General features: G+C 60.6%; 26 protein-coding genes. 15 read left to right on the top strand and 11 right to left on the bottom strand.

Annotation, left to right across the window (positions count from 1 at the left end; genetic code table 11):
- Window positions 1–66 precede the first annotated feature (66 nt).
- Both BLP76_RS08035 and BLP76_RS08030 read right to left on the bottom strand, forming a co-directional pair.
- Window positions 67–474, bottom strand: a complete 408-nt coding sequence (locus BLP76_RS08035) for a hypothetical protein (RefSeq protein ID WP_092811459.1) — start codon at window positions 472–474, stop codon at window positions 67–69.
- 21 nt (window positions 475–495) lie between these two features.
- A complete protein-coding gene (locus tag BLP76_RS08030; protein WP_244514507.1) occupies window positions 496–1101 on the bottom strand; it encodes a recombinase family protein in 606 nt (201 codons plus the stop codon).
- 344 nt (window positions 1102–1445) lie between these two features.
- Here BLP76_RS08030 and BLP76_RS18570 point away from each other — a divergent pair, with 344 nt between their 5' ends.
- A complete protein-coding gene (locus BLP76_RS18570) occupies window positions 1446–3503 on the top strand; it encodes a hypothetical protein (protein WP_139163720.1) in 2058 nt (685 codons plus the stop codon).
- Window positions 3504–4548: 1045 nt separating this feature from the next.
- Entirely contained in the window at window positions 4549–5457 is a 909-nt protein-coding gene (locus BLP76_RS08025; protein WP_092811455.1) for an ArdC family protein, read from the top strand.
- An 8-nt stretch (window positions 5458–5465) separates the two neighbouring features.
- Here BLP76_RS08025 and BLP76_RS08020 read toward each other — a convergent pair whose 3' ends face one another.
- Complete coding sequence (locus BLP76_RS08020; protein WP_092811453.1) at window positions 5466–6239, bottom strand: hypothetical protein; 774 nt, start codon at window positions 6237–6239, stop codon at window positions 5466–5468.
- A gap of 380 nt (window positions 6240–6619) precedes the next feature.
- Here BLP76_RS08020 and BLP76_RS19165 point away from each other — a divergent pair, with 380 nt between their 5' ends.
- The 6 genes from BLP76_RS19165 (at window position 6620) to BLP76_RS07995 (ending at window position 9676) form a co-directional block, all read left to right on the top strand.
- Window positions 6620–6754 carry a hypothetical protein gene (locus tag BLP76_RS19165; RefSeq protein WP_274605684.1) on the top strand — a complete coding sequence of 45 codons (135 nt, stop codon included), beginning with the start codon at window positions 6620–6622 and terminating at the stop codon, window positions 6752–6754.
- 79 nt (window positions 6755–6833) lie between these two features.
- The gene (locus BLP76_RS08015) at window positions 6834–7169 is read left to right on the top strand and encodes a hypothetical protein (RefSeq protein ID WP_092811451.1); all 336 of its coding nucleotides are present in this window, start codon (window positions 6834–6836) and stop codon (window positions 7167–7169) included.
- A 9-nt stretch (window positions 7170–7178) separates the two neighbouring features.
- Window positions 7179–7385 (top strand): hypothetical protein, encoded by a 207-nt coding sequence (locus tag BLP76_RS08010; protein WP_092811449.1) that lies wholly within the window; start codon window positions 7179–7181, stop codon window positions 7383–7385.
- A 14-nt stretch (window positions 7386–7399) separates the two neighbouring features.
- Window positions 7400–7609, top strand: coding sequence for a hypothetical protein (locus BLP76_RS08005; RefSeq protein ID WP_092811447.1), 210 nt, complete (start codon window positions 7400–7402; stop codon window positions 7607–7609).
- A gap of 12 nt (window positions 7610–7621) precedes the next feature.
- Window positions 7622–8716, top strand: a complete 1095-nt coding sequence (locus tag BLP76_RS08000; protein ID WP_092811445.1) for a hypothetical protein — start codon at window positions 7622–7624, stop codon at window positions 8714–8716.
- Between the two features lie 99 nt (window positions 8717–8815).
- Complete coding sequence (locus tag BLP76_RS07995) at window positions 8816–9676, top strand: twin-arginine translocation signal domain-containing protein (RefSeq protein WP_092811443.1); 861 nt, start codon at window positions 8816–8818, stop codon at window positions 9674–9676.
- Between the two features lie 134 nt (window positions 9677–9810).
- Here the strand turns inward: BLP76_RS07995 and BLP76_RS07990 are convergent, their stop codons facing one another.
- The 5 genes from BLP76_RS07990 to BLP76_RS07970 all read right to left on the bottom strand — a co-directional run bounded on the left by BLP76_RS07990 (window position 9811) and on the right by BLP76_RS07970 (window position 14975).
- Window positions 9811–10110, bottom strand: coding sequence for a hypothetical protein (locus tag BLP76_RS07990; protein WP_092811441.1), 300 nt, complete (start codon window positions 10108–10110; stop codon window positions 9811–9813).
- 58 nt (window positions 10111–10168) lie between these two features.
- Entirely contained in the window at window positions 10169–11941 is a 1773-nt protein-coding gene (locus BLP76_RS07985; protein WP_092811439.1) for a type IV secretory system conjugative DNA transfer family protein, read from the bottom strand.
- 89 nt (window positions 11942–12030) lie between these two features.
- Complete coding sequence (locus BLP76_RS07980; protein WP_092811437.1) at window positions 12031–13311, bottom strand: relaxase/mobilization nuclease domain-containing protein; 1281 nt, start codon at window positions 13309–13311, stop codon at window positions 12031–12033.
- On the bottom strand, window positions 13308–13790 hold the full coding sequence (locus BLP76_RS07975) for a hypothetical protein (RefSeq protein WP_092811435.1): 483 nt from the start codon (window positions 13788–13790) through the stop codon (window positions 13308–13310). Before BLP76_RS07975 ends, BLP76_RS07980 begins: the two co-directional genes overlap by 4 nt.
- Window positions 13791–14069: 279 nt before the next feature.
- Window positions 14070–14975 (bottom strand): LysR family transcriptional regulator, encoded by a 906-nt coding sequence (locus tag BLP76_RS07970; RefSeq protein WP_092811433.1) that lies wholly within the window; start codon window positions 14973–14975, stop codon window positions 14070–14072.
- A 105-nt stretch (window positions 14976–15080) separates the two neighbouring features.
- Here BLP76_RS07970 and BLP76_RS07965 point away from each other — a divergent pair, with 105 nt between their 5' ends.
- Both BLP76_RS07965 and BLP76_RS07960 read left to right on the top strand, forming a co-directional pair.
- Window positions 15081–16262 (top strand): MFS transporter, encoded by a 1182-nt coding sequence (locus BLP76_RS07965; RefSeq protein ID WP_092811431.1) that lies wholly within the window; start codon window positions 15081–15083, stop codon window positions 16260–16262.
- 11 nt (window positions 16263–16273) lie between these two features.
- Complete coding sequence (locus BLP76_RS07960) at window positions 16274–17311, top strand: aldo/keto reductase (RefSeq protein WP_092811429.1); 1038 nt, start codon at window positions 16274–16276, stop codon at window positions 17309–17311.
- Window positions 17312–17461: 150 nt separating this feature from the next.
- Here the strand turns inward: BLP76_RS07960 and BLP76_RS07955 are convergent, their stop codons facing one another.
- Both BLP76_RS07955 and BLP76_RS07950 read right to left on the bottom strand, forming a co-directional pair.
- Complete coding sequence (locus BLP76_RS07955; protein WP_092811427.1) at window positions 17462–17842, bottom strand: carboxymuconolactone decarboxylase family protein; 381 nt, start codon at window positions 17840–17842, stop codon at window positions 17462–17464.
- A gap of 372 nt (window positions 17843–18214) precedes the next feature.
- Window positions 18215–19681 carry an aldehyde dehydrogenase gene (locus BLP76_RS07950; RefSeq protein WP_092812055.1) on the bottom strand — a complete coding sequence of 489 codons (1467 nt, stop codon included), beginning with the start codon at window positions 19679–19681 and terminating at the stop codon, window positions 18215–18217.
- Between the two features lie 157 nt (window positions 19682–19838).
- On the opposite strand from BLP76_RS07950, the gene BLP76_RS07945 reads away from it, so the two are divergent.
- From BLP76_RS07945 to BLP76_RS07925, 5 genes are read left to right on the top strand one after another with little or no spacing between them, the layout of a single operon-like run.
- Window positions 19839–21164, top strand: a complete 1326-nt coding sequence (locus tag BLP76_RS07945) for an ABC transporter substrate-binding protein (protein WP_092811425.1) — start codon at window positions 19839–19841, stop codon at window positions 21162–21164.
- 42 nt (window positions 21165–21206) lie between these two features.
- Complete coding sequence (locus tag BLP76_RS07940) at window positions 21207–22067, top strand: branched-chain amino acid ABC transporter permease (protein WP_092811423.1); 861 nt, start codon at window positions 21207–21209, stop codon at window positions 22065–22067.
- On the top strand, window positions 22064–23035 hold the full coding sequence (locus BLP76_RS07935; protein ID WP_092811422.1) for a branched-chain amino acid ABC transporter permease: 972 nt from the start codon (window positions 22064–22066) through the stop codon (window positions 23033–23035). The genes BLP76_RS07940 and BLP76_RS07935 overlap by 4 nt, the downstream gene beginning before the upstream one ends.
- Window positions 23032–23754 (top strand): ABC transporter ATP-binding protein, encoded by a 723-nt coding sequence (locus BLP76_RS07930; RefSeq protein WP_092811420.1) that lies wholly within the window; start codon window positions 23032–23034, stop codon window positions 23752–23754. Before BLP76_RS07935 ends, BLP76_RS07930 begins: the two co-directional genes overlap by 4 nt.
- 10 nt (window positions 23755–23764) lie before the next feature.
- Window positions 23765–24490, top strand: a complete 726-nt coding sequence (locus BLP76_RS07925) for an ABC transporter ATP-binding protein (RefSeq protein WP_092811418.1) — start codon at window positions 23765–23767, stop codon at window positions 24488–24490.
- Window positions 24491–24646: 156 nt separating this feature from the next.
- On the opposite strand, the gene BLP76_RS07920 is transcribed toward BLP76_RS07925, so the two are convergent.
- A partial coding sequence (locus tag BLP76_RS07920; protein ID WP_171904379.1) for a transposase occupies window positions 24647–24850 on the bottom strand: 204 nt, incomplete at its 5' end.

Genomic DNA, 24850 nt, shown 5'->3' with positions numbered 1-24850 from the left:
CCATCCGAGTCATCGGGTGGGGATTGGGCGTCTGGCCGATCAGCAACGACATCAGGCAGGCCGCCGCTAATCGTAGTGGCCTTGGCGGTCGTGCCAGAAGAAGTTTTTCCAGTACCACGCGACACAATCGCGGTGGCGGCATCCGAACAGCGCGCCGAAGGCGACAAAGTCGCGCCAGCTGATTTCCGGCATATCACCGCCACGTGCCTGCGCCATGAATGGATGCTCCTGGCAGAACGCCGCGATCAGATCTCCGTCGAGCTCGTCAAAATGCTCATCAACGCCGGCCACGTGTTCATAGGCGCCCCACACCACTCCGAGCCGCCGCACCCGGTCGGGTGCCAAATCGAACACGAGTTCTTCTCGCGCATTGACCTGCCACCACTCGTTGCCGTCAAACTCCTCATCGGGCAGTTCTCTATTGCGGTTGATGCGCTCTTCGATCAGGGCGGCGACACGGGACGTCGCGGTCATGAGCTTGCTCCGGAGTTCTGGTCAGTCGGTCATGCCGTTGGCATGAAGGGCGCGGCGCAGGGTCAAAGCGCTGACCTTGAAGTGCTTCGCGATGGCGTTGCGCGTCTGGCCGTCCTTGACCATGCGGATGGCTTCCATGATTTCATCGTGGCTGAGCTTGAACGGGCGGCCCAACTGCACACCGCGTTTCCTGGCGGCGGCCATGCCGGCCTTGGTGCGTTCGCGGATCATCTCGCGCTCGAATTCGGCCAGTGCGGCGAGGATATGGAGGTAGAACCGCCCACCGGCGCTTGTGGTGTCGATCTGTTCCTGGAGTGATAAAAACCCGACGCCGCGATCACGCAGGGCGGTGATCGTATCAATCAGATGCGGCAAAGACCGTCCCAGACGGTCGAGTTTCCACACCACCAACACGTCGCCGGGCTTGAGCGCCTTGATCGCACGGTTCAACCCGCGCCGGTCGGCCACCGATCCCGATATGCCCTGATCCTTGAACACGCGGTCGCAAGCCACGGCCTCAAGCGCCTGCAATTGCAGGTCGAGATTCTGTTCATCCGTGGAAACGCGCGCATAACCGATTTTCATGAGCGCAGTGTGATGAGTCGCTGGTTGGGCGGCTATGGTCATTCGTGGCCGCCTCCCTTTTTACCCACAATAAAGTTCATAAAGCGTCCTTTTTGAACGATCGTGAAGCGCGGCATTTTCGATTCTTTTCGCAATATACTCCTATGTATTGATGTAATAATATTATCAGATTGCAACTAATCATCCGTCTATGTTGATATATAATCAAAGGACGGTTATTGGAGCATGGACTATCATAGTATGTGTAGCAATCTCGGCTGGTGTCCGGGATATGATTTTATTGCCGCAGGTGTTCTTGTCGCCTGCATAGCGTCAGGTGTTTTTGTCGGCGCTCTCGGCACATTGGCCTGGCAGGAGTTGAAGCACCGGCGCGAGGGCGACTCCCGGTGACAGGCTGGATACGCGCATTCTTTTCCGACCGCTCGGGCAACGTCTTTACAATGATCTTCGCCGCGACGGCGTTGATGGGCGTGCTGGGCGTGTCGATGATGAATCTGGTGATCGGTCCGGCGACGACCGTCACCAAGGTGACGCATCAGAACATGGCCGAGAACGATCTGCTGATGAATGCCAATCTGGTCGGCCAGGCCATTCGACAACAGGCGAATGGCGGCGATTTGGATTTCGATCGTTTTGTTGAGCCTGTCGCCATCGTGAATTGCGCTGGTGCACCGTCCGGTGGCGGCTGTCTTCCTCAGACGATAGGCGCCACACAGGCCGACCCGTGGGGTACGCCATACGGCTACTGTGCATGGGACCACGGTGACACGACCGGATCGGATGGCCGGTTAATCGGGACAGCCACGACGTCAGGCCCATTAATCGCTGTTCTTTCAGCCGGCGCTGACAAAATCTTTGAAACCAGCTGCCATGCCTATAATGAGGCCGGTGTTGATCCGGAGGATATCAACACCATCATCGGCCCAAAAGCGTCCGGCGGTGGCGATGACCGTGTGCGTATGTTCACTTACGAAGCGGCGGCCTCGTCTTCCCGTATCGGCGAACTGCCGGATGAGGCCTGCACCGAAAACACAACCGGCCTGATGCGTTATGACATGGAGACGCTGCAGATTTGCAACGGCGAAGAATGGAGCGAAGTCAGCGGCGATTCGTTTACTGCCACAGGCACGTTTGAACCGGTAACTGACGCGTCATTGTCGACGCAATATACGTCCAACACCATTGCCTTTGACGGCTTTCTCGGTGAGCGGACAGCCACCGTCACCGGCGGCGCAACCATTCTGGTCAATGGAATCGCCCAGGGTGAAATGGCATCAATCAGCGCCGGGGACACTATCAGTCTTCGCGCGTATTCGGCATCGACACCGGAAAATGTTTCGAGTTTTGTTCTTTCGGTCAGCGCGATCAGTCGCCAATGGTCGATCACGACGCGTGACCGCACACCGCCAGAGCTCACGATTACGCCGGAAAGCAAGAGTGATATGAATGTGACCGGGCCAGGCGATCCGGCCTATGGCGATGCAATGGTGTTTATCGTTCGCAATACCGGGGAAAAATCGACCTCTGCATTGAGCGCGGCCATGCTTGATAATCTAACCAATTTTGAGTTTACCGGCGACGGCGACGCCTGTCAGGGGGTAGTGCTCGGCTATGATGACGTGTGCGTATTGGAAGTGCGGCCGAAGGCATCGGGCACAGGATCGTTCACCGGCCATCTGAGCACTTCGGCCAGTGGACCGATAGCAGTCACGACGATTAGCGGCAATGCCAGCGGCTGGGCCTGTGATCTGCCATGGGGCAGCACGCTGAGTGACGGACAGAACGTCACCGCCTATCAGACCGCATCCGTGCCATTTGGCAGCAATTGCGTTAGCGAGACGCGAAGCTGTACCGGCGGCGAACTGAGCGGCAGCTATACACATCAGACCTGTAATGCCGAAGCTCCTTCCAACTGCACCCTGCCATGGGGCGGTACCATCAGCCATGGATCGAGTGTGACGGCTTATCAATCTCCAACAGTCCCGTTTGGAAATAACTGTGTTAGCCAGATTCGGACGTGTTCAAACGGCACTCTTTCAGGAAGCTATTCGAACTCGTCCTGCACTGTTGCACCGGGAGCGTCCTGTACCCTGCCATGGGGCGGCACCATCAGCCATGGATCCGGTGTGACGGCTTATCAATATGCAGATCAATCCTGCGGCAACACGCAGACGAGAGGCTGTTTTGATGGCACGCTCTCGGGTACATACATGAACCAAAGTTGTACAGCAGTGGGGACGTGTCCGAATTCAAATTTCTATAATGAAAACTTTTCTCAAGCCGAGGCCATGACTGCGGGGGGCCCTGGTTGCCGAGCCTATTGCGGATCGAGCATGTGTGCAACATGTAACGGTGGACACACTCAGCCGTGGGATACAACGTGTACGAGACACGATCACCTGGGAACTGGCTGGACTGCATATTGCTGGTGTTATGAAAAATAGTAATTGTTTCTAATGAAGAAATATTTGATAACACTATCTGTGAATATTTTTATCTTATTGTTCGCGACGATGGCGCACTCAGAGATTGAGTCCGTTTCACGCGAAATGGACGATATCGGATCAATATGCGTTGATGACTCCGTCTATGCTGGGTCAGTTCCGGCGCGCCGAATCTATGTGGCGTCAGTAGAAGAGCCGGAACCTCTTCCCTGGTATGAGGAGTCGTCAAGCCGGCATTTTACTAGAGCGAATTCCTGCATTGACGGCAAGAATACATGGATCAGATTCTGTCGTTCGAGCGCGCAAGCGGGCGATATACAGCAGCGGCGGCGTGCCACGCCAAAGGTCCTTAGTGGTATTTGCCTGCCATGAGCGAATTTCTTCTTCTTCAGAAAAATCCCGCTCAGATCGGTTGGTTTTCGTCCGGCGGAATATGGTACTGGACGTCAACAGCGACCGGCGCAGGCGCGGCTATACCATTTAGTTCGTCACGATATTGTATTCGGAAGAAAAAAGATGGTTAACAATTTTTTGCGCTGTGTTCGGCTGTGGATGCAGAAGAGGCAGAATAGATGAATGCATCGGGGATGTTTGATGTGGCGGTGGCCGGAGCCGACCTGAGTGGCACCCACACCGCGCCGCCGTCACATCAAACGTCTTTTCGATATGGCTGCAAACCGGACGTATCCGAGGCTCGATTGTGATAGCCGCGCGCCAGACTGCCGCCACCAGTTCCGCACTGATCCTAAGCGAAGCGCGCTTCCCCATAGCGCCGTAGCGAGCGCAGGATCGAAGGCGGTGACGGCCTCTCAGCCATCAATCTCCGTAGCGCAACAGACTCTCATCTCTTCCCGACAGAAGCCACCGCGTCACACACGGCCTGATTGATTGGCTGTCCTGGCAGGGCGTTCGCGCCCTTGCAACGGCATCGCCGTCTTTCCGCTTTGCCCGCCCCTTCGGGGTGCAAGGTCGCTCTTTCCCCGCCTCTCCGGACGCCATCAGGCCGCGATGGTCGCGGCCGGCAACGGCAAGAGGAGAAAGAGCCATGTCGCGCACATCACAATTCGATGTCCATCAGGAGATCACAAACCGCATCGTCGATGCGATCGAAACCGCAGGGGAGTTCCGGCTTCCCTGGATCAAGGCCAAGGGCGGGAGCTTCGCCCGTCCGGTCAATATCAGCTCGGGCAACCCCTATAACGGGATCAATATCGTCTCGCTCTGGGTGTCCGCCCTCGCATCCGAATTCCCGTCCAATGTCTGGGGCACGTACCGCCAGTGGCAGCAGAGTGGCTGCCAGGTCCGCAAGGGCGAGAAATCCTCGCTCGTCGTCTTCTACAAGACCGTCGCTTATGACGAGACCGATCCCGACACCGGCGAAACCGATCAGGCTGAGCGCATGATCGCCAAGGCCAGCTGGGTGTTCAACGCCGCCCAGGTCGAAGGTTACGGGCTTCCGTCCGAAGACCTGCCCGAAGGACCGACATTCGATCCGATCGCCAGAGCCGAGGCCTTTGCCACTGCTACCGGCGCCAAAATCACCGAAGACGGCGATCGCGCCTGCTACGTCCCAGCACTCGACATGATCCGCATGCCGGAGCGTCGCCGCTTCGTCGGTACCGACACCACAACGCCGGCCGAAGGCTTCTATTCAACGCTCTGCCATGAGCTGGTGCACTGGTCGGGTGTGAAAGCGAGACTCGACCGTGACCTTTCCGGCCGGTTCGGTTCCAAGCACTATGCGATGGAAGAGCTGGTCGCCGAGCTTGGTGCTGCCTTCATCTGCAGTGACCTCGGTATCACGCAGGAGCCGCGGAAGGATCACGCCGCCTATATCGCCAACTGGCTGACCGTCCTGAAAAACGACCGTAAGGCGATTTTCACCGCCGCGAGTCAGGCGAGCAAGGCCGCCAATTACCTCGCATCGCTCGAAGCCATGGAGGCGGCCGCATAGGCCGCCTTTCACTGCACCGTGATGCTAATCCGATCTCCGAACAGGGCAGTCTGCTCGGTGCCCGGCGATGTGGCCGTAAACAGGATCGCGCGCGCCGGGACACGCCTACCGCATTGGCGGCTGAACCGCGTCCCGACGTCTCCATCAGATAAGATACCGGTTTCGAGTTCGGGTAGTTTCTTTTTCGCGTCATCCCAATCAGGCGCCGGCCCGCAATTTGTGCCGCGCGCGCCATGAATGACCAGCGCATCACCAACCGTTGCCGTGACATTGCGAACATAGTCCGCACGAAGCTCTTCAGGGCTTACGACCACGTTTGTATCGGCGATATCTGACTCCGGCCACACCAAGACAAAGAAGGCGGCTACCGAACCGACAACGAGAACCGCCACCGCAATCGCAACTGAAAGCCGGGCAGCAGGCGCAATGGCTGTCGGGTCAGAGGACGGCGGTACCTCCACATTCTTGGCAGAGACGTTCGTACGTTGCGTCTTGGCTTCTGAGTAAAGGCGATTCCAGCGCTCTCGCAGACCATCAAATTGGTCGACCTTCAGGATCTTGCCCAGCAGTACGAAATTTCGACGTTGCGGGATATGGGCGCCCCGGCGCCAGTTCTGCAAATTCTTCAACGTGGCATTGAATGCTGCCTGCGTTTGGATGCCATTCGCGGCGCACAAATCATCAGCCAGCGCCAAATTGTCGAGATAACCTTGCCGAGCACAGAGTGCGTCCAGCAACTCATGCCACGTCAGGCAGCCAGACCAGTCGCGTTGTTCGTTCATCTCCGTCCTCTAGCGGCACCAATCGAGTGCGGTGCATCCTGCCGCCATCGTATTGAAAAGACGAGGCAAACAGGAAAATTTTTCCGGACGTTTCGGCTTTTTCCGCCGCACCACGCTGACCGACTCCCACAAAGCACGGTAGAAAACTCTCGTCACTTCGAATGCTGCCAACATCGGAACTGTTTGATGGAGCCAATCAAGGCCGTCGATGTGTTCATAAAGGTTCCTTTGTGAACGCAGCCGTGACAGCCGTCTCGGCGCGCTCACTTTCATTGAATCACCCGGATTCCCGCGAGGCAACCCCTACGCGAATATCAATATGGAAATATATAATGAATCCAAGGGTTTATATCGCGTGAACCCAGATGCAGGAGAAGCAGATGAGCACGTACGATCAAGGCAAGCAGGTTGGTCAGCAGAACCCGCACCAGCAGCAGGCCACGCCGCAGCAGATTCCGAATTATCAGCAGCGGGAGCAGTTCAATTCCGGCTTGCGCGACGGCCAGAGGAAGTAGCGCAAATCATAGGGGCCTGGCCCTCCAGCCAGGCCCATTCTTCCATTCGGCAGAAAGAGAAAGGCGGAGCATGCCCGCAATGAAGCAGATTATCATGCTGACCGTCGTCGGCGCGGCAATGATGTTCCTGGCTGCTTGCTCCACGACGGGAGATGGAACGAGCACGGTAGCCTATGCACCCGACGATACGGTGGTTGATCAGGCACGGCACTCTTACGTCGCCTGCCTGCTCGAAAGCGGTTCGGACGCTTCCTGCACGTCACATCGCACCCGCTTTGCCAATGCGGTTCGGGTTGCGGCTTTCAAGCACCCCAAGACCTTTAACAACCATCGGCAGGCCGCGAGCAATCAGGAGTACATCGACCTGACCGTCGAGAAGGCCGTCAGCGATACCCGCCGTCTGGCGCTGAAATAGGGGGCGACAATGAAGCAAATCATCATTCGCGCCGCGGTGGTCGTGGCGATCAGCGGCATGTTCGCTGCGCCTGCCTTTGCAGAAGACGCGGGCCTCGTCAACTACCTGAATGCTCAAACCCGTGCGCAGGTCGAGGCGTATAAGAAGAGCCTTGGTAAGAACAAGTCGGAGAAGTCGTCTAATCCGAGCGGCATGGGCGCAGGCATTCGCGGTTGATGAGAGGAAAGATTATGCCCAAACCCATCCGATCGATCGTTCTCGCCCTGGCCGCGTCTTTTTCACTTGGTGCGGTGTTCTCCGATTCTGCTCATGCCGAAGACACCGGACTCATCAAATACCTGAACGCACAAACCCGCGCGCAGGTGGAGGCATACAAGAAGGGCCAACAGAAGGGCAAAGCAGAGAATCCGAGTGGCCTTGGCGCAGGCATCCGCGGTTAGGAGAAGCAAGATATGCAGACAACCATGCGAACGACTGTCTGCGCGTTTGCGGCATACTTAATCTGCGGGGTGTCTGCCCACGCACAGAATGCCGGCGGTGTTTGGTTCGGAGGATACAAGCAGGGTCGTGATTCGATCAATTTGCAGCTCACAAATATCGAAGGTGTCGGCCGTCTCGAAGTTGACTTAAAGGGATGGGAGCCAATCGGATACGGCAGATGTCAATATGTCTATCAATATCCGAACCCGGCCGTCGATGATGTTCATCTGAACGGTTCGTACGGCACCCCTGATAAATGTCCCTCTGCACTTTCCTTTCAGATGGAACGTGCCGGACCTGACAGTATGAAAGTGACTTTCACGGGCGGAACACCCCTAGCTGAGGCCGAATTGGTCGCGGGATTACGCCCGCTGCGGGACGAGGATCGCCGGGTGACAATCGACAACCTTGATATCCTCGGCATCAAAACAGGTATGAGCCGTGCCGATGTGGAAGCCGTTCTCAAAGATGCCGGATACGAGCATGATGAAGAGTCGACGCGCGTTGCGACCGGCTCGGAAGGGTGGACGCTGGAAACCCACTATTTCGACAAAGGCGCGGGAGACGACGAGAGTGATACAATAAGCATAGCCTATTCCGAAACCGAGACGGCGAAGGTGATGATTGTCGGCCGAGACTGGAAGATTCCAGAATCGGCCAAGCTAAGCGAATTGACGCTCAAACAGGCGTTGCTCGACAAATACGGTTCGCCCCTAACATCCAACAGTGAAGAACGCGCCTATGATCGTCAGGGGAATAATCTAACTGACAGCAGAGAACGTAGACGAGCCTGTAAAAGCCGGTCATTACAGGAGATACAGTTTGAATGGCTACAGAAAGGTCAAACCTATAGGAGCACGATTAACCTCTATTGCGGCCCATTAACCAATATGCGCATCGGCACAAAGCCGAATACTGGCCTAGCGTCCAATCTCTTACAATGGATCGCGGATCCCGATGAAATATGGGACAACTTCTGGCGCACCTGGTCAATCGGCGAGCATCAGACGCTTGCCGCCCTTTATCAGAGCGTAGCCGGTGCCGTCGGTGAAGCCCCCAAGCTATAGGCGGAAGCAGGCACGACGAAATCACACGGCGTCATCAGTAGCGTTTGCGTCCCGCTCGCCATTCCTACAGGATTCGCTCACGCTGCAAGGGGTGCAAACATGAACAGACGAGATTTTCTCCTTTCATCGGGTGGTGCGGCCGTTGCCACCATGATGGGCGCCAGCTCCGGCTACGCGTTCGACCTGAAGCACTCGCCGGAGAGCGTCTATGACAATCTCTCCCGCGCTCTTTGGGCATCAACCAACCGTCAGAGTCAGAAGGCCGCCTATGTGATCGCCGCGCCGTGGTGCGGCGTTTGTAGAGCGCTCTATCAGGCCATTCGGGAACAGGCGCCCGACTGCGATTTTCGTTTTGTTTGGCAAAACGATCGGTCGGAATTGCAGATCAAGATTGCCTACAGCACCTATTTCCATGATGGCGACAATCAGCTGATCCCATATCAGAACAACGAACCGAAAACTGAAGGCGTGTCGACGGCACAGCTTGATCTGACGTCGGGTATCAACGAAACGACGATTTCCTCGGTCGGGCCATATATCAGACCTTTCGTGTCCGGCGGCGGCGGCTCATCGACAGGCTTCGGATGGGGCTATCCGACGATCATCTACAAGTCCCAGGGCAGGATCAAAGCTGTCACAGGCTTGCCGCCTGATATGGCGGCGTTGGTTGCGTCTATCGACAGTGGCCTTGATCGGCCAACGCCGACGCCGGAACTTCTGGCTGCCGTCAGGGAACCGCTCCAGCTTTGGAAAACGCGAGAAGGCAATCGTTTCGCCCAAGAGGAGAAGGTTCTCCTATATGCAGCTCCCTTGACTGATGCTCCCGTCGTTGAGGAATTGGAACGGGGGCGCGGTTATCCTGCCTATACGGAGACTGACTATGCCGGCCATAGATGGCTCGGCTTGAAGGCGTTCGGTGAAACATGGCCGATTGTCTGGGGCAAGGTTGAACAATTCTAGTGGTCTGGTCAGACTGGCAGCGTTTGCGCGAATTGGAGAGCAGCCCTCAGTCGGTAGCAGACATTCTCCGGAATCCAGCCAGTTTTAGCAGGTACCGCGTTTACCGGTACTCGGATGGCCGCACGTCACACGACTCACCGGTTGTGGTCGCGGCTCTTGTCCTTGCCCGGCCTTGCCAACGGCTTGAATGTGCCTGTCAGATCATTTCCCTTGCCCAGTGTGAACCGTTTTGGCTTTGGCGGGGCCGGAGAGCGCCCGATCCTTGAGGCCGGTTTGATACCCGACATCCCCGGCGGGGCGAGGTTGGGCGCGGGACGTTTGGCTTGTGCCGGCGGTCGCGGTTGCAGCGAGGCATTGTCTTTGTCGCGAATGACGGTCTTGCGTTGATTGTCGGCGGCCAGGGCAAAACGCTTCTTCACCTCCCGCTCATTCATCGGGAACGCTCCTATCGCTCAAATGGAAGGCATGGCCGGACAGTGCCGGCCATGCGGTTTAGCCGGACTCGTGCAGATTGCGGCCGAGAGGTTTTAAATCGTCATCCTCGAACCACGGCCGCTTGCGGCCGATGATTGGGTTCAGATTTTCAATCAGCAGGAGCTGCTCGCTCTTCGGCAGGCGCATCAACTCGTCCGGATAGGCAAGCTTGCGCTGCGCAGCCGCCGTGGTGTCGGTGTTGCTGATGGAGCTTGACGAGCCACCACCACCCTGGCCGCTGCTGCTGCCGAACACCCGCGCTACCGCGCTGCTGAAATTCCAGACCGTCGTGACGCCGCACAGCGCCGAGAAGTAGTCCGCCGTGATCGTATCGCGGCTGCCGAAATACTGGAGCACGCCGGCATTGCTGATGAAGGTCTCCCAGCCATCGCCATAAATGCGCTTGAGCTGGCTCAGGTCCTGAACAATGCCCCAGAGCTGAAAGCCATAACCCGCCATCAGGCCGAAGGCCTGCTCGACCATCGCAAGGCGACCCAGGGCCGGCATCTCGTCGAGGATGAAAAGCACAGGCTTCGCTGGCCTGACCTCGATATTGCGGGCATTGACGGTGATGGCCTGCTGAATGAGCAGCCGAAGCCACCGACCGAAAGCGTTCAACCGGTCGGAGGGCAGAACCAGATAGATCGTCGTCGGCGTCGTTTTCAGATCCTCGAACCTGAAGTCCGAAGCGGACAGGCTCTCGCGAATACGGGCACTGTCCAGAAAATGGGTCTGTGCCTGGGCCGAGGCGATGACATTCGCGAGGAGACGTTCTTCTTTCTGCAGGCAGCGCGCGCCGGTGCTGGCGACGATATGGTGCGGGGACCGCAACATGCGCTCAAACAGCTTGCGCATGTCCTCGCCATCGAGCAGCAGCAGATCGCGGACGCGACCGAGATGCCGGTTCCGTGCCTCCGACTTGTCGGTGGCGACAAACAGGATCAGCCCCTGCAGGATTGATCTGGCTTCCTCGACCCAGAACTGGTCGTGCTCGCCTGTCGGCACGATCAGGGCGTCGGCCAGGAGCATGGCGTTTTCGGTGATGTCGACATCACCGTTGACCAGCCAGTCGAGCGGATTGAACCTTGCCGGTTCCAGTCCCGCGGCATGACAGATCAGCCACGGATCAACGACGAAAACGCGCTGCCCCATGGCTTCACGGTGTTTGGCGGTGATCAGGGCATTTTCACCCTTGGGGTCGATGACCAGCATTGACCCTTCATAGGTGAGCAGGTTGGGAATGATCGCCGACGTTCCCTTGCCGGACCGTGTCGGAGCCGATGTCAGAAGATGGCGATCGCCATGATAGGTGAGTGTGTGAGCCGCGGCGTCCGCGCCGAACGCTCCAAGGCGCAAGCCGTCATCGCCAACCATGTTGTTGTCGAGCAGGTGATCGAGGTCGGCCCATTCGGACGAACCAAAGGTATTGGGCAGTTTGGCCAATGCTTTGAAGGCGGTCCCGGCCCAGTAGCCCAGCCCACCGAAAAATGCGGCTGCGGATGCGAGAGCGGTCAAACTCCATCCGAGACTGCCATGGTCAGACAAGGCGGCCAGCACCGTCAGGCTCCCGGCCGCGGCAAGGATCGACAGGCGCACAGTGCGCATTCCAGGCGAAAAGAACCAGCCGATCGCGAAGCCGGTCCCGCCCGACAGGGCGATGGCGAAGAAACGCGCAGGCGTCAGGTCTGGAAAGTAGTCATTGTGCGGCGTATAGGCCCCGGAATTCAGCAAGATGAAGTGCAGGAACAATGTTCCGGTGACAGCCAGGGTCTGAACCAGATAGCGTGGCATGAAATACCTCCAGATAAGTGTTGATCAGGAGGCGCAATCTATTGGGCAGGCCGAGGGTAGATCTCCGGTCAGGTCATGGCCAAATCCGGCTATCGCGGAGGCGACAGTGACCGGTCGCGGCGGCGCGTCTGGTCGCGCGCACTGCGATCCTGTTCCTGTTCGATCCGGTGCAGTGCCTGGGTGATTTCGCGGGCGAGGATGCGGCGGTTCTGAGCGTGCCGCCTGCGCAGCGAGTCGATCCTCTTCTGCAGATTCCGACGCTCATTCATCTGCGTCATGATCAGACCGTCTCGCTGATCCCGATCCCGGATGACGCATTGCCATCGTTCGGCTTCGTTCTGCTTGCGAACAGCCGCCGTCGTTCCGGTCAGACGGCCCCACAAGCCGCGCAGGCCTGTGGCGAAGCGGTTGGACCGCTCCTTCTGTTCGTCTTGCCAGCGCAATTTCTGCCTGTCCCGCAGGCTTTGACGTTCGACTCTATGCGCCCGAACCATCCGCGTCCGCTCTTCGGCAAGAGGGTGGAACTCCTCGATGTGCCGCTGATCCACATCGTCGATGAACTCCTGCAACTTGTCCGAGACGAGGGTTTTGGTCCGGTCCCGCACCTCGGGGAGGGGGCGCAGGGCGTTCTCGTCGCCGAGCCGCTCCCGGACCTCTTTGGTCCGCACTCCTGCCCACCTCGCCACGGCAAAGACTTCGCCGTGGACGTCGAGGGCCACGAAGCCGCGCCGGTCTCCCCGTGCGAGGAAATAGCCGCGCTCGCGCAGGGCTGCGGCAAAGGACTTCGCATCGTCGGAACGCTGCCACGCGTCCTGAAACGACTGCTTGATCTCGCGTGGATCGAGCTTCAGCCGCTTGGCCTGCTGCCACTCGGCCAGGGTAAAATTGAGCGGGCTCTTGCCGCCGTCGCGGCGCAATCCTTCCGGCAACGTCCAGTCATGTTCGAGGTACAGCTCGCGAGCGAGATCGTTCAGCTTGCGCTTGAAGTGCGGCAGGTTGATCGCCGTCATCGTCTCCGGATTGATCCGCGACCATACGACGTGCGCATGGCGACGCCCTTCCTTCTCGTGAAGGACAATGGCGCGCGGCTGACCTTCCAGTCCGAGACGCTTTTCCGCTTCATCGGCGGCGCGCCGGAAATCATCCTCGCCAGCAACAACCTCTTTCGGTGGATTGAGACTGAGCGAGAACATGAACTGCACGCATTTCGTGCCCTTGGAGATCGCGTGGCTCTCGGCAAGCGCACCATGCAGGTCGCGGGCAATAAAGCCGCGCAGCTCTTGCACCGTGACGTGATCGTTGTCGCGGTCATTCATCAGATGCAGCGATAGCTGCTTCGCCCCGCCGCGCTGCGAACCCTTGAGGATCATTGATCGTCGTCCCGCCGACGATGATGGCTGGCACGAGTAAACGGACCGCCTGGGCGCTGACCATCATCATCGCGATCATCGTCATGATGATGATCATCATGGTCGGCATGCATCCCGAGTGCCTGCATGAGCAGCATCCGGATCACCAGCACATCATGGCAGGCTTGCCGCAGCTTCTCTGTCGTTTCCTTGTCGACGGGAAGCGTGCCGCTTTCGGCAGCGTGCGCAAGCGTCGCCAGCCATTCCGCCGAGCGGCTTGCCCCCATACGCGCCAGCATTGACGCTAGCGCGGCATGGTCTTTAACAGGAGCACGAACGCTGCGGCGCTTCGTATCGGAACCGTCGAAGAGAACCTGCTTGACGTAGGTGCCGACGGGAGTGCTGCCGGAGCGGTGCTCAAGATCCGCGCGCTCGGTATCCGTCAAACGGACGGGAAACGGCTTTGAGGCGGCAGATTTGCTGATCTTCCGGGCCGTCATGGTTTTGGCCCCCGGAGATCATAGCTTCGGTGCTTGAGTTGAGTGTTCCAATCCTCCAGCGTTTCGAAAAGCGCGTTCGAAGTCTCTCCTTCGAGGCGCGCCATTTCCCCTCTCGATCATGCACGCTAAGCCGGTGGCATTACTGAGATGCCTCAGAATCGGCCTTTCTTTTCTGTCTGAGCCTGCGGCTCTACAAGGCGGCTGATAGGGCACCTTCGTCCGCTGACCGGGCGCAGGTGTTGCATGACACGGCCATCTCACGACATTGGTCGCCACCGCTCATGTCACCCTGCCGTGTTCCGCCAGGAAATCGAGCAGTGCCCGCACCCGCGATGGCAGCGGGCCGCCCTGGCCGAGATAGACGGCGTGGAAGGCTTCCTTCTCGCCTGCATCGAGATGGGCGAGGACCGGCACGAGGCGGCCGGCGCTCATGTCTTCGCGCACGGTGAAGGCGGCGAGGCGGGTGATGCCGACACCGGCTAAAGCAAGCCGGCGCAGGCTCTCGCCGTCGCTGGCCTGCACGCGGCCCGTCGCCGGCACCACGACGGTTTTGCCGTTTTCCCGCAATGACCATCCATCGACGGCGCGCGGATAGCCGAAGTCGATGCAAGTGTGCGCGTCGAGATCGGCGATCGAATGTGGCTCGCCGCAGCGTGCCAGATAGGAGGGCGCGGCGACGATGGTGAGCGGCGTCTCCCCGAGCTTGCGCGCGACGAGGCGGGAGCTTTTCATCGGTCCGGCCCGGATCGCGACATCAGTGCGCTCGGCCAGCAGATCGATGACCGCATCGGTCTGGACGAGGTCGAGCGTCACCCCCGGATAGCGCTGAAGGAACGCCGGCAGCAGCGGCGCGAGGATGTGATGGGCATAGGAGGCGCTGGTATTGAGGCGCACGCGACCGACCGCCTGCTCGCCGAGACCGGCCACCCTCTCGGCATCCTCCAGATCGGCGAGGAGGCGCGTCGCCCGTTCATAGAATGCGCAGCCTTCCGGCGTGAGCTGGTGTTGGCGCGTCGAGCGGTTGAGCAATCTCGTGCCGAGCCGGCTTTCCAGGCGGCTCATGAGCTTGCTCACCGCCGAAGGCGTCATCCCTGCGGCGCGCGCAGCGGGCGAGAAGCCGCCGAGCTCGACCACGCGGACGAACACCTCCATCTCCCCGGACCGATTGACCTCCAGCCGCCCCACGATGAATTCATCTCATAAGTGATGTTCTCAGGCGCATTCTATTTCATCCAACGCTGAATCTCTACCTTGCGGGAAATCGTTGCGGATGAAGATGGAGATCGCGTCATGCCGCTGGCGCTCTACGCCCTGACGGTCGGAGCCTTCGGCAGCGGCGTCACAGAATTCGTCATTATGGGCCTCCTGCTTGAGATCGGCCGAGAGCTCGACGTCACGATCGCTGCGAGCGGTCTCTTGATATCCGGCTATGCCCTCGGTGTGACCATCGGCGCGCCGGTTCTGACCGTTTTTTCCGGGGGCTGGCCGCGCAAGCATGTGCTCGTCGGTCTGATGGTCATTTTCGTTCTGGGCAACGCCGCCTGCGCGCTCGCGCCGACTTATGGCTTGCTGATGGCCGCGCGCGTGTTGACCGCGCTGACGCACGGCACCTTCTTCGGCGTCGGTGCCGTGGTCGCGACCGGGCTGGTGGCCGAGGACAAGCGCGGTTCCGCTATTTCGATCATGTTCACGGGCCTGACCGTCGCAACCGTTCTCGGGGTGCCCTTCGGCACCTGGCTCGGTCAGCATTATGGCTGGCGCGCGACCTTCTGGGCGGTGACGCTTGTGGGTCTGGTCGCGCTTGTCGTGCTTGCCGCCCTGGTTCCGCAGGACCGGGCGCGACCGGAAACCTCCAGCTGGAGCTCCGATCTGCGCGCCATCGTCCGCCGTCCCGTGCTGCTCGGTCTCCTGACGACCGTTCTCGGCTATGCCGGCGTCTTCGCCGTCTTCACTTATATCGCGCCGCTCTTGACGCAGATCGGCGATTTCCATGAGGCCGCGGTTTCGCCGATCTTGTTGGTCTTCGGCGGCGGGCTGGTCGTCGGCAACCTGCTCGGCGGCAGGCTGGCCGACAGCGACCTGGTCCGCGCCATGCTCGCCACGCTGGCGGCGCTCGCCCTCGTTCTGGCGGCGATGACCTTTGCCCTCGACAGCCCGATTGCGACGATCGTCTTCACCGGTCTCCTCGGTGCTGCGGGTTTTGCCACGGTCGCGCCCTTGCAGATGTGGGTGCTGTCGAAGGCGGAAGGCGCCGGCCAGAGCCTCGCCTCGAGCTTCAATATCGGGGCCTTTAATCTCGGCAACGTCATCGGCGCCTGGGCGGGCGGCCTGGTCATCGAACATCGGCCGGGCCTTGCCCTGGTGCCGATGACCGCCGCTCTGTTTCCGCTTCTCGCCATCGCCGCGGCGCTGACCGCCGTCAGGGCAAGCAAGAGCACGGCTCTGACGCCTTCCTGCAATCCCGTTCATTAAGGACCAATCGCATGGAATATCGACCCCTCGGCAAATCCGGCCTCAAGGTACCGGTCCTCAGCTTCGGCGCAGGCACTTTTGGCGGCACCGGCCCGCTGTTCGGCAATTGGGGCACTTCCGACGCGACCGAAGCCCGCCGCCTCGTGGACATCTGCCTGGAGGCGTGCGTCAACCTCTTCGATACGGCCGATGTCTATTCCGACGGCGCGTCGGAAACCGTGCTCGGCGAGGCGCTGAAGGGCCGGCGCGACAAGGTGCTGATCTCGACGAAGACGAGCCTTCCCATGGGCGAGGGGCCAAATGATGCAGGCTCCTCGCGCTTCCGGCTCATCCGGGCCGTGGAGGATGCGCTGCGGCGCTTGCAGACCGATTATATCGATCTCCTGCAGCTTCACGCTTTCGATGCCGGCACCCCGGTCGAGGAAGTCCTATCGACGCTCGATACGCTCGTTCGCGCCGGCAAGGTCCGCTATGTCGGCGTCTCCAACTTCGCCGGCTGGCAGATCATGAAATCGCTCGCCATCGCCGACCGCCATGGCTGGCCGCGCTATGTCGCCAACCAGGTCTATTACTCCCTGGTCGGGCGCGACTACGAATGGGATCTGATGCCGCTCAGCCTCGATCAGGGGCTGGGGGCGATGGTCTGGAGCCCGCTCGGCTGGGGCCGGCTCACCGGCAAGGTCCGCCGCGGCGCGCCGCTGCCGGAGGGAAGCCGCTTGCATGAGACCGCGAGCTTCGGGCCGCCGGTGGAGGAAGAGCATCTCTACCGCGTCGTCGATGCCCTCGACGCCATCGCCGAGGAGACCGGCAGGACGGTGCCTCAGATTGCGCTCAACTGGTTGCTGCAGCGCCCGACCGTTTCCTCGGTCATCATCGGGGCACGTAACGAAGAACAGCTTCGCCAGAATCTCGGCGCCGTCGGCTGGAGCCTGACGGAGGCGCAGATCGCGACGCTGGACGAAGCGAGTGCCGTGATCGCGCCCTATCCGCATTTCCCTTACCGCCGGCAGGAAGGTTTTGCGCGGCTTAATCCGCCGATCGCGGGCTGACACTCAAGGGAGATGCGAAACGAGGCGGCCCGTGTCACGGACGGCCTCGTCGATCATCATGGCGATTTTCGTCTGAGCCGCTTGTGGCGGCGGGTGCGGGCACCGCCCGATCCGCGCCTTTGAGGGCACGATCGGGCCGCAACGTTGGGCTCAGAGTTCGCCGGCTTCTTCCAAAACGCGGCGTGCGATGCGGAAGCATTCCACACCGCATGGCACGCCCGCATAAATCGCCACGACATGGACGGCGGCGCGGATCTCTTCCTTGGAGACGCCGTTCGTCAGGGCGCCACGGCAATGCGTTTCCCATTCGTGCCAGCGGCCGAGGGCGCCAAGCATGGCGAGATTCATGAGGCTGCGGGTTTTCGGCGGGATGGCCTCATCGCCCCAGCCGAAGCCCCAGCACCAGGCGGTCATGGCCTCCTGAAAGGGCAGGCTGAAATCGTCGGCCGCGGCGAGGTTGCGCTCCACATATTCCGCCCCGAGCGTCCCCTTGCGCTTGGCGAGCCCCTTCTCGAACATCTTCTGATCCATCTTTAAGGTCCCTTCTTTCCTGAGCTCTCTTTAGATTTGGCCATGGTGACCCCGCCTCATCGCCGGCGACTTGACTGGTCGCTGGGTGAGGGCAGGTCTTGATGTGCGGGAGTGATGCTGCCGGGCAGATCCGCCGGATTGCGCCGGCCGGAAGGTTCGCGCCTTTGCGGCATCGCCGCGCGGGCTCGACACGTGCCGCGCGTCTTCCAACGCGGCTGCCGCCGAACGGTCCATCTTTCCTCCCTATGAGGTGACGAAGACGCTCACAGAGAGCGCCTCCGCTCATTTTCTTATTATGATGATCATACAATCATAACTGATGGGGTCAATCACGGAAAATCGATCCGCATCCAAACGAAGCGATTTTCGACCTCAGCGGATGATGAAGGGATTGGCGACGGAGGTTTCCGTGGCGATCCACACCGACTTCACCTGGAGGTATTCCTTGATGGCTTCGAGACCGCTTTCGCGGCCGATACCGCTGCGTTTGAAGCCGCCGAAGGGTGAGGTGTAGCTGATGGCGCGATAGGTGTTGACCCAGACCGTGCCGGCGCGCAGCCGCTCCGACATACGCAGGGCGCGGCCCATATCCTTCGTCCACACGCCGGCCGCGAGGCCGAAATCGACGGCATTGGCGATCCGCACCGCATCGTCTTCATCCTCGAACGGGATGACGGCGAGGACCGGGCCGAACACCTCCTCCTGGGCGATGCGCATCTCGTTGCTGACGCCGGTGAAGACCGTCGGCTCGACGAACTGCCCGCCCGGCTGATCCTCGACCGGTTTGCCGCCGAGGACGCATTTCGCGCCTTCGGCCCGGGCGATTTCGATGTAGTCCAGAACCTTGCGATATTGCGCCGGGGTGGTGACCGGGCCGACATTGGTGTCTGCCAGCATTGGGTCGCCAATCTTCGCCTCGCGGGCCACCTCCAGGAGCCGCTCCACGAAGCGATCGTGGATCGAGCGCTGCAAAAGAAGCCTCGAACCCGCGATGCAGGTCTGGCCCGTGGCGGCGAAGATGCCGGAGATCGCCCCCATCACCGCGGCGTCGATCTCCGCGTCTTCGAACACGACGTTGGGGGATTTGCCGCCGAGTTCGAGCGAGACGTGTTTGATCTGTTTTGCGGCCGTCTCATAGACCTTCTGCCCGCCAATATCGGACCCGGTGAAAGCGATCTTGGAGACGCGCGGATGCTCCACGAGCGGCGCCCCCGCTTCGACGCCGAAGCCTGTGACCGTGTTGACGACGCCCGCCGGGAAACCGGCCTTTTCGAAGAGCGTCATGAATTCGAGTGTCGAGGCAGAGGTGAATTCCGACGGCTTGATCACCGCCGTATTGCCCGCGGCAAGCGCCGCCGCGAGCTTCCATGCGAGCAGCAGGAGCGGCGAGTTCCAGGGCGTGATCATGCCGACGACGCCGAGAGGCTCATAGCGGGTGAAGTTGAAGATCCCGCCCTTGTCCGTCGGGATGACGGCGCCCTCGATCTTGTCGGCGAGCCCGCCGTAATAGCGGTACCATTCGGCGAGATATTTCGTCTGCGAGAACATCTCCGCATAGAGCTTGCCGTTGTCGCGGACCTCGATTTCCGCCAGCCGCTCGGCGTCCGCTTCGATGTGTTCTGCGAGCCGGTAAAGTGCCTTGCCGCGTGCCGAGGGTTTTATGGCGCTCCACTCTTCGAAGCCGGCTTCGGCCGCCGCGACGGCCTTTTCGATATCGGACTTCGTCCCTCGAGCGATCTCCGCCCAGGCCTCTCCCGTATAGGGGTTTTTCGTCTCAAACCATTCGCCTTCGGCCGGATCGACAAAGCTCCCGCCGATGAAATGCCCGTAGCGCTGCATGCTGACCTCCCATGTCGTCGTGTCATCGTTGGCGGCGAAATTGGCAGAAACCGATGCCAACGTCCACGTATGATTGTATGAGCAGTTTTAACTTGACGAGCGCGTTTGATGCCGCAACACTTCATTCAATAAGACAATCATAGAGTGGGAGGAAAGTATGGACCGGAAAGGCAAGGGACCGATCGATTTCGCCGACGCAAGGCAGGGATCGCTTGAGAACTCGGTTTCGAAGACGTGCGAGACGAAGAGCCCGGCCAGCTCGGCGAAGGGGCCTTCGCGCTTCGCTCTCAACCGGCGACATTTTCTGGCCGCAGGCGCGGCGACGCTTGCGACCCCCTATCTTTCGAAGATCGCTCGCGCCCAGGGTTCCGACGTCAATGTCGGCGTGGTGGTGCCGCTGTCGGGCGCCAATGCGCAATTCGGTGTGAACTCGCGCAACGGCATTCAGCTCGCCGCCGACCAGATCAACGACAATGGCGGCATCAAGGCTCTCGGTGGCGCCAAGATCAACCTGATCATCGCCGATTCGACCTCAACGCCAACCAATGCGGCGACCGTCGGCCAGCGCCTGATCGCCCAGCAGAATGTCGTGGCGATCCTCGGCGCCTATGCGTCGTCGCTGTCTCTCGCTCTGTCGGAGGCGACGGAACGGCGCGACGTGCCGCTTCTCACCATGTCGTTTTCCGACATGATCACGGGCCGCGGCTTCAAGAACGTCTTCCAGGTGATCTCCAAGGCGACGACGATGGGCGCGGCGCAGTTGCAGGGTCCGGCGGGCGTGGCCGAGAAGGCCGGCAAGCCGTTGAAGTCGATTGCCATCATGTACGAGGACACCGCCTTCGGCACGTCGCAGGCCGGCGGTCTCCGCGAGACCGCGGCCGAGCTCGGCATCGAGGTGGTGATGGATGAGGCCTATCCTCTCGGCATCACCGATGTCACGCCGTTGATCAACCAGTTGCGCGGCACAAATGCCGACGCGGTCTTCCCCTGTTCCTATCTCAACGATGGCGTGCAGATCATCCGCACGATGCGCCAGCAGGGTATCGACATGCCGGTGATCGGCGGGGCCGGCGGCTATGTCATCCCGGACTTCCGGGCGGCACTCGGCGAATATGCCGAAAACGTCTTCTCGGTGGCGCCGAGCAATTACGATCTCGCCCCCGAACTGACGGACCCGTTCAAGGAGCGCTTTGGCTACTTCATGGTGCACGAAGCGATCGAGCACGCCGTTTGCCTCGACGTGCTTGCGAAGGCTCTCGAGATCTCGGGCGACACCGATTCCGATGCGCTGCGCGAGGCCTTGCGCAACAACCGTTTCGAAGGCGGATGGGCGGGCATCATCCCTGGCGGCGGGGTCGATTTCGACGAAACCGGCCTCAACACGCTCGCCAAGCCGATCATCGTGCAATGGCGCGGCGAGGATCTGACGACGGTCTGGCCGGACGATGTCGCCACGAAAGATGCTGTGTGGGCCGGCAAATAGCCGGCTCCGCCCCGAACGTTCAACATTTCGCTAGAGAGCTGCATGGCCTTCATCCAAGCCGTGCTCGATGGGTTGATGATCGGCGGCGTTTACGCCGTCATCTCCATCGGGCTGACCCTGGTCTTCGGCGTCATGGGCATCGTCAACTTCGCGCAGGCGGAGTTTTTGACCCTTGGCATGTTCGTTGCGTACTTCGCCTGGAAGTTCCTGGGGCTCGATCCTCTGATCGGCTCGTTTCTATCCTTCGTGGTGATCTTCGGGCTCGGCGTCGTCGTCCAGATGACGCTCATCCAACGGGTGTTGAACGCCCCGCCAGTGGCACAGATCTTTGTCACGGTCGGCCTGCTCATCGTCATTGAGAACCTGACGCTGATCGTTTTCGGGTCCGACTTCCATTCGGTGACGACGAGCTATCAGACCTCGACCTTGCGGATTGGGCCCCTGTTCATCGGCATTCCCTATCTCGCGGCCTTCCTGATGGCGCTTCTGTCGGCTGCAGCTCTCTGGCTCTTCACCAACAAGACCTGGTACGGGCGGGCGATGCGTGCCACCGCCCAGGATCCGATGGCGGCGAACCTGATGGGCATCAACGCTGATCGCATGCGTCAGATCGCTTTCGGCCTCGGCGTCGGCATGACGGCCTTCGGAGGCGCGGTGATCCTGCCTTACTTCACCGTACATCCGACCGTCGGCCACCAATTCGTCGTGCTCATGTTCACGGTCGTGGTGCTGGGCGGCCTCGGCAGCGTGGCGGGTGCGGTCGTCGGCGGCTTCGCCGTCGGCGTCATCCAGTCCGTCTCCACCCTGTTCTTCCCGATCCAGCTGCAAAACCTCGTCCTGTTCATCGTCTTCCTGACGGTGTTGGCGGTGCGGCCGACCGGATTGATTGGAGCGGCACGATGAAGTGGTGGATTACCGGTGCGGTGGTCCTTGTGGCCGCCGCCATTGTCCCGACGTTTCTCGATCCGACCGGTTATGCGATCCGTGTCCTGACGCTCGCGCTCCTCTTTGCGGCGCTCGGTCAGGCCTGGAACATCGTCGGCGGTCTCGCCAATCAGATTTCGCTCGGCCACGCTGCCTTCTTCGGGCTCGGGGCCTACACCTCAACGATCCTTCTGATCAATTTCGGCCTGTCGCCGTGGATCGGCATGCTGGCGGGCGCGGCGATCGCCGCGGTTGCCGCCTATCTCTTGAGCTTTCCGACGATGAAGCTGCGTGGGCATTATTTTGCCCTTGCGACGCTCGCCTTCAGCGAGGTGCTGCGCGTGATTGCGGGCTCCTGGACATCGGTGACGGGCGGGCCTGTCGGTCTTTCCGTGCCGTTCTCTCCAGACAGCTTCTGGCTTCTGCAGTTCAAAAGCACGATGCCCTATTATTACATCATGCTGGGCGCGCTCGTCGTCATCTCCGGCGTCTTCGTTTGGATCCGCCACAGCAGCCTCGGCTACCGGCTGCGCGCGTTGAAGGAAAATCCGGAGGCCGCCGAAGTGGTCGGCGTCAACACCACGCAGGTGAAGATCTCAGCGGCCGTCATTTCCGCCGCGCTCACGGCGACGCTCGGCACGCTCTACGCTCAGTTCACGTATTTCTTCGATCCGGAGGCCGTTTTCGGCATCATCCCGATCTCGGTGCGGGCCGCGATCATCGCCATTCTGGGCGGCGCCGGAACGGTGGTCGGGCCGATCATTGGAGCCTTCCTGATCGTGCCGATGGAGGAGATGGCGAATGTGCTTCTCTCCTCGCGCGGCGCCGGCCTGTCGCAGCTCGCTTTCGGGGTCATGCTGATCGCCATCATCCTGATCGAACCGCGCGGCATCCTCGCGTTGATCACCAACGGCGTCTCTCGCCTTCGCAGGAGGAAGTCGTCATGAGACAGGCGATCCTCGAAGTCGATGGCATCAGCAAGCATTTCGGTGGCCTGGCGGCCCTCGACAGCGTGTCCTTCGATGTCGCTCCCGGCGAGATCGTCGGCCTGATCGGTCCGAACGGCGCCGGAAAATCGACGCTCTTCAGCACGCTCGTTGGCCTACACAAGCCGACGGACGGCACGGTGCGCCTCGAAGGCGAGGACATCACCGGTCTGAAGCCGCACAAGGTGGCAGCGCGCGGTCTCACCAAGACCTTTCAGAACGTCGCCCTCTTCATGGAGGCGACCGTGCTCGACAACGTGCTGATCGGCGGCCTTCTGCGCGCCAATGTCCACGATGCGCGCGAGCTCGCAAAAACCTGCCTCGCGCGGGTGGGCCTCGCCGACATCGCCGGCAAGAAGGCGGCAGACCTATCCTTTCCCGAAAGGGCGCGGGTGGAGGTGGCGCGGGCTCTGGCGACGAAGCCGAAAGGGCTCCTTCTCGATGAGGTGATGGCGGCGCTCAACCGTGTGGAGATGGAAGAGATCATGGACCTCATCCGTTCCTTGAGCCGCGACGGCCTCGCCGTCGTCGTCGTCGAGCATCACATGCACGCCATCATGACGCTGTGCGAGCGCATCGTCGTTTTGAACTTCGGCAAGAAGATCGCCGAAGGCTCACCCGAAGAAATTGCGAGACATCCGGAGGTCGTGCGGGCCTATCTCGGACAGGAATATGAATGAGGCCGCCAGAATGAGCGACACGACACCCACTCTCCTGTCGGTTGAGGATGTGTATGCCGGCTACGACGGCTCCGACGTTTTGCACGGCGTCAGCCTCGACGTGCATGCCGGCGAGTTCGTCTGCGTCATCGGCGCGAATACGGCTGGCAAGAGCACGCTCCTGCGCACCATTTCGCGGCTCGTGCCGAAGTCGCGCGGACGTATCACCTTCGACGGCACGGATCTGATGTCGCTGAAGGCGCATGAGATCCCGAAGCTCGGCATCGCCCATGTGCCGGAGGGGCGCCATGTCTTTCCGGACATGACGGTGGAGGAGAACCTGCTGCTCGGTGCCTACACCCTGCGCCAGGACCCCGTTTACAAGGAACGCTTGGAGAAGGCCTTCACGCTGTTTCCGCGCCTCAAGGAGCGGCGGCGGCAATGGGCCGGAACCTTGTCTGGCGGTGAGCAGCAGATGGTCGTCCTCGGCCGTGCCATGATGCTCAATCTGCGCCTTCTCATCCTCGACGAGCCGAGCCACGGCTTGGCGCCAATCGTCGTCGACGAAGTCCACGATGCTCTCGTCAAGATCCACGAAGCGGGAACCTCCATCCTGCTCGTGGAACAGAACACATCGCTCGCCCTCTCGGTCGCCTCGCGCGGCTATGTGCTGGAATCCGGCGAGATCGTTCTGGCTGAATCCGCCAAGGCGCTGCATGACGATCCGAAGGTGCGCGAGGCCTATCTCGGGCTCTGAACGCGTTCGCCATAACCGACAAAGAAAAACGGGCGCCCGCGGGCGCCCGTCAGACTGCTGACGAACCCCGTCATTTTTGGCGGGGTTTGTTTTTTGTGGTGATGCGGATCGCTGCTCGATTTTGTCTGTCTACGTCGAAGCGGATGCTGGGGGCCCTCATGCGGGGCTCGGAGCCGGCATCCGGCTGAGTGCGATGGCCATCTTCTTGATGTTCTGAGCGGCGGCGGCGAGCAGGCACTGGCTGGAGACGCGGCTCAGACTTCGGAACCGGGCGTAGCGGTGGCCATGGAGCTGCTTTGCATCGGCAAAGGAGCGTTCCACCGTCTCCTTGCGCCGCTTGTAGATCGCTTTGCCCCAGGG

The sequence above is a fragment of the Afifella marina DSM 2698 genome, from assembly GCF_900102695.1.
Classification (GTDB): Bacteria; Pseudomonadota; Alphaproteobacteria; order Rhizobiales; family Afifellaceae; genus Afifella; species Afifella marina.
Note: the sequence above shows the minus strand (reverse complement) of the source record. Positions and strands in the feature narration are given on the sequence as shown.

Bases quoted from the DNA above. Each gene is read 5' to 3' on its own strand.
- BLP76_RS08035 (WP_092811459.1), bottom strand. From the start codon at position 474: ATGACCGCGACGTCCCGTGTCGCCGCCCTGATCGAAGAGCGCATCAAC.
- BLP76_RS08030 (WP_244514507.1), bottom strand. From the start codon at position 1,101: ATGACCATAGCCGCCCAACCAGCGACTCATCACACTGCGCTCATGAAA.
- BLP76_RS08025 (WP_092811455.1), top strand. From the start codon at position 4,549: ATGTCGCGCACATCACAATTCGATGTCCATCAGGAGATCACAAACCGC.
- BLP76_RS08020 (WP_092811453.1), bottom strand. From the start codon at position 6,239: ATGAACGAACAACGCGACTGGTCTGGCTGCCTGACGTGGCATGAGTTG.
- BLP76_RS19165 (WP_274605684.1), top strand. From the start codon at position 6,620: ATGAGCACGTACGATCAAGGCAAGCAGGTTGGTCAGCAGAACCCGCAC.
- BLP76_RS08015 (WP_092811451.1), top strand. From the start codon at position 6,834: ATGAAGCAGATTATCATGCTGACCGTCGTCGGCGCGGCAATGATGTTC.
- BLP76_RS08010 (WP_092811449.1), top strand. From the start codon at position 7,179: ATGAAGCAAATCATCATTCGCGCCGCGGTGGTCGTGGCGATCAGCGGC.
- BLP76_RS08005 (WP_092811447.1), top strand. From the start codon at position 7,400: ATGCCCAAACCCATCCGATCGATCGTTCTCGCCCTGGCCGCGTCTTTT.
- BLP76_RS08000 (WP_092811445.1), top strand. From the start codon at position 7,622: ATGCAGACAACCATGCGAACGACTGTCTGCGCGTTTGCGGCATACTTA.
- BLP76_RS07995 (WP_092811443.1), top strand. From the start codon at position 8,816: ATGAACAGACGAGATTTTCTCCTTTCATCGGGTGGTGCGGCCGTTGCC.
- BLP76_RS07990 (WP_092811441.1), bottom strand. From the start codon at position 10,110: ATGAATGAGCGGGAGGTGAAGAAGCGTTTTGCCCTGGCCGCCGACAAT.
- BLP76_RS07985 (WP_092811439.1), bottom strand. From the start codon at position 11,941: ATGCCACGCTATCTGGTTCAGACCCTGGCTGTCACCGGAACATTGTTC.
- BLP76_RS07980 (WP_092811437.1), bottom strand. From the start codon at position 13,311: ATGATCCTCAAGGGTTCGCAGCGCGGCGGGGCGAAGCAGCTATCGCTG.
- BLP76_RS07975 (WP_092811435.1), bottom strand. From the start codon at position 13,790: ATGACGGCCCGGAAGATCAGCAAATCTGCCGCCTCAAAGCCGTTTCCC.
- BLP76_RS07965 (WP_092811431.1), top strand. From the start codon at position 15,081: ATGCCGCTGGCGCTCTACGCCCTGACGGTCGGAGCCTTCGGCAGCGGC.
- BLP76_RS07960 (WP_092811429.1), top strand. From the start codon at position 16,274: ATGGAATATCGACCCCTCGGCAAATCCGGCCTCAAGGTACCGGTCCTC.
- BLP76_RS07955 (WP_092811427.1), bottom strand. From the start codon at position 17,842: ATGGATCAGAAGATGTTCGAGAAGGGGCTCGCCAAGCGCAAGGGGACG.
- BLP76_RS07950 (WP_092812055.1), bottom strand. From the start codon at position 19,681: ATGCAGCGCTACGGGCATTTCATCGGCGGGAGCTTTGTCGATCCGGCC.
- BLP76_RS07945 (WP_092811425.1), top strand. From the start codon at position 19,839: ATGGACCGGAAAGGCAAGGGACCGATCGATTTCGCCGACGCAAGGCAG.
- BLP76_RS07940 (WP_092811423.1), top strand. From the start codon at position 21,207: ATGGCCTTCATCCAAGCCGTGCTCGATGGGTTGATGATCGGCGGCGTT.
- BLP76_RS07935 (WP_092811422.1), top strand. From the start codon at position 22,064: ATGAAGTGGTGGATTACCGGTGCGGTGGTCCTTGTGGCCGCCGCCATT.
- BLP76_RS07930 (WP_092811420.1), top strand. From the start codon at position 23,032: ATGAGACAGGCGATCCTCGAAGTCGATGGCATCAGCAAGCATTTCGGT.
- BLP76_RS07925 (WP_092811418.1), top strand. From the start codon at position 23,765: ATGAGCGACACGACACCCACTCTCCTGTCGGTTGAGGATGTGTATGCC.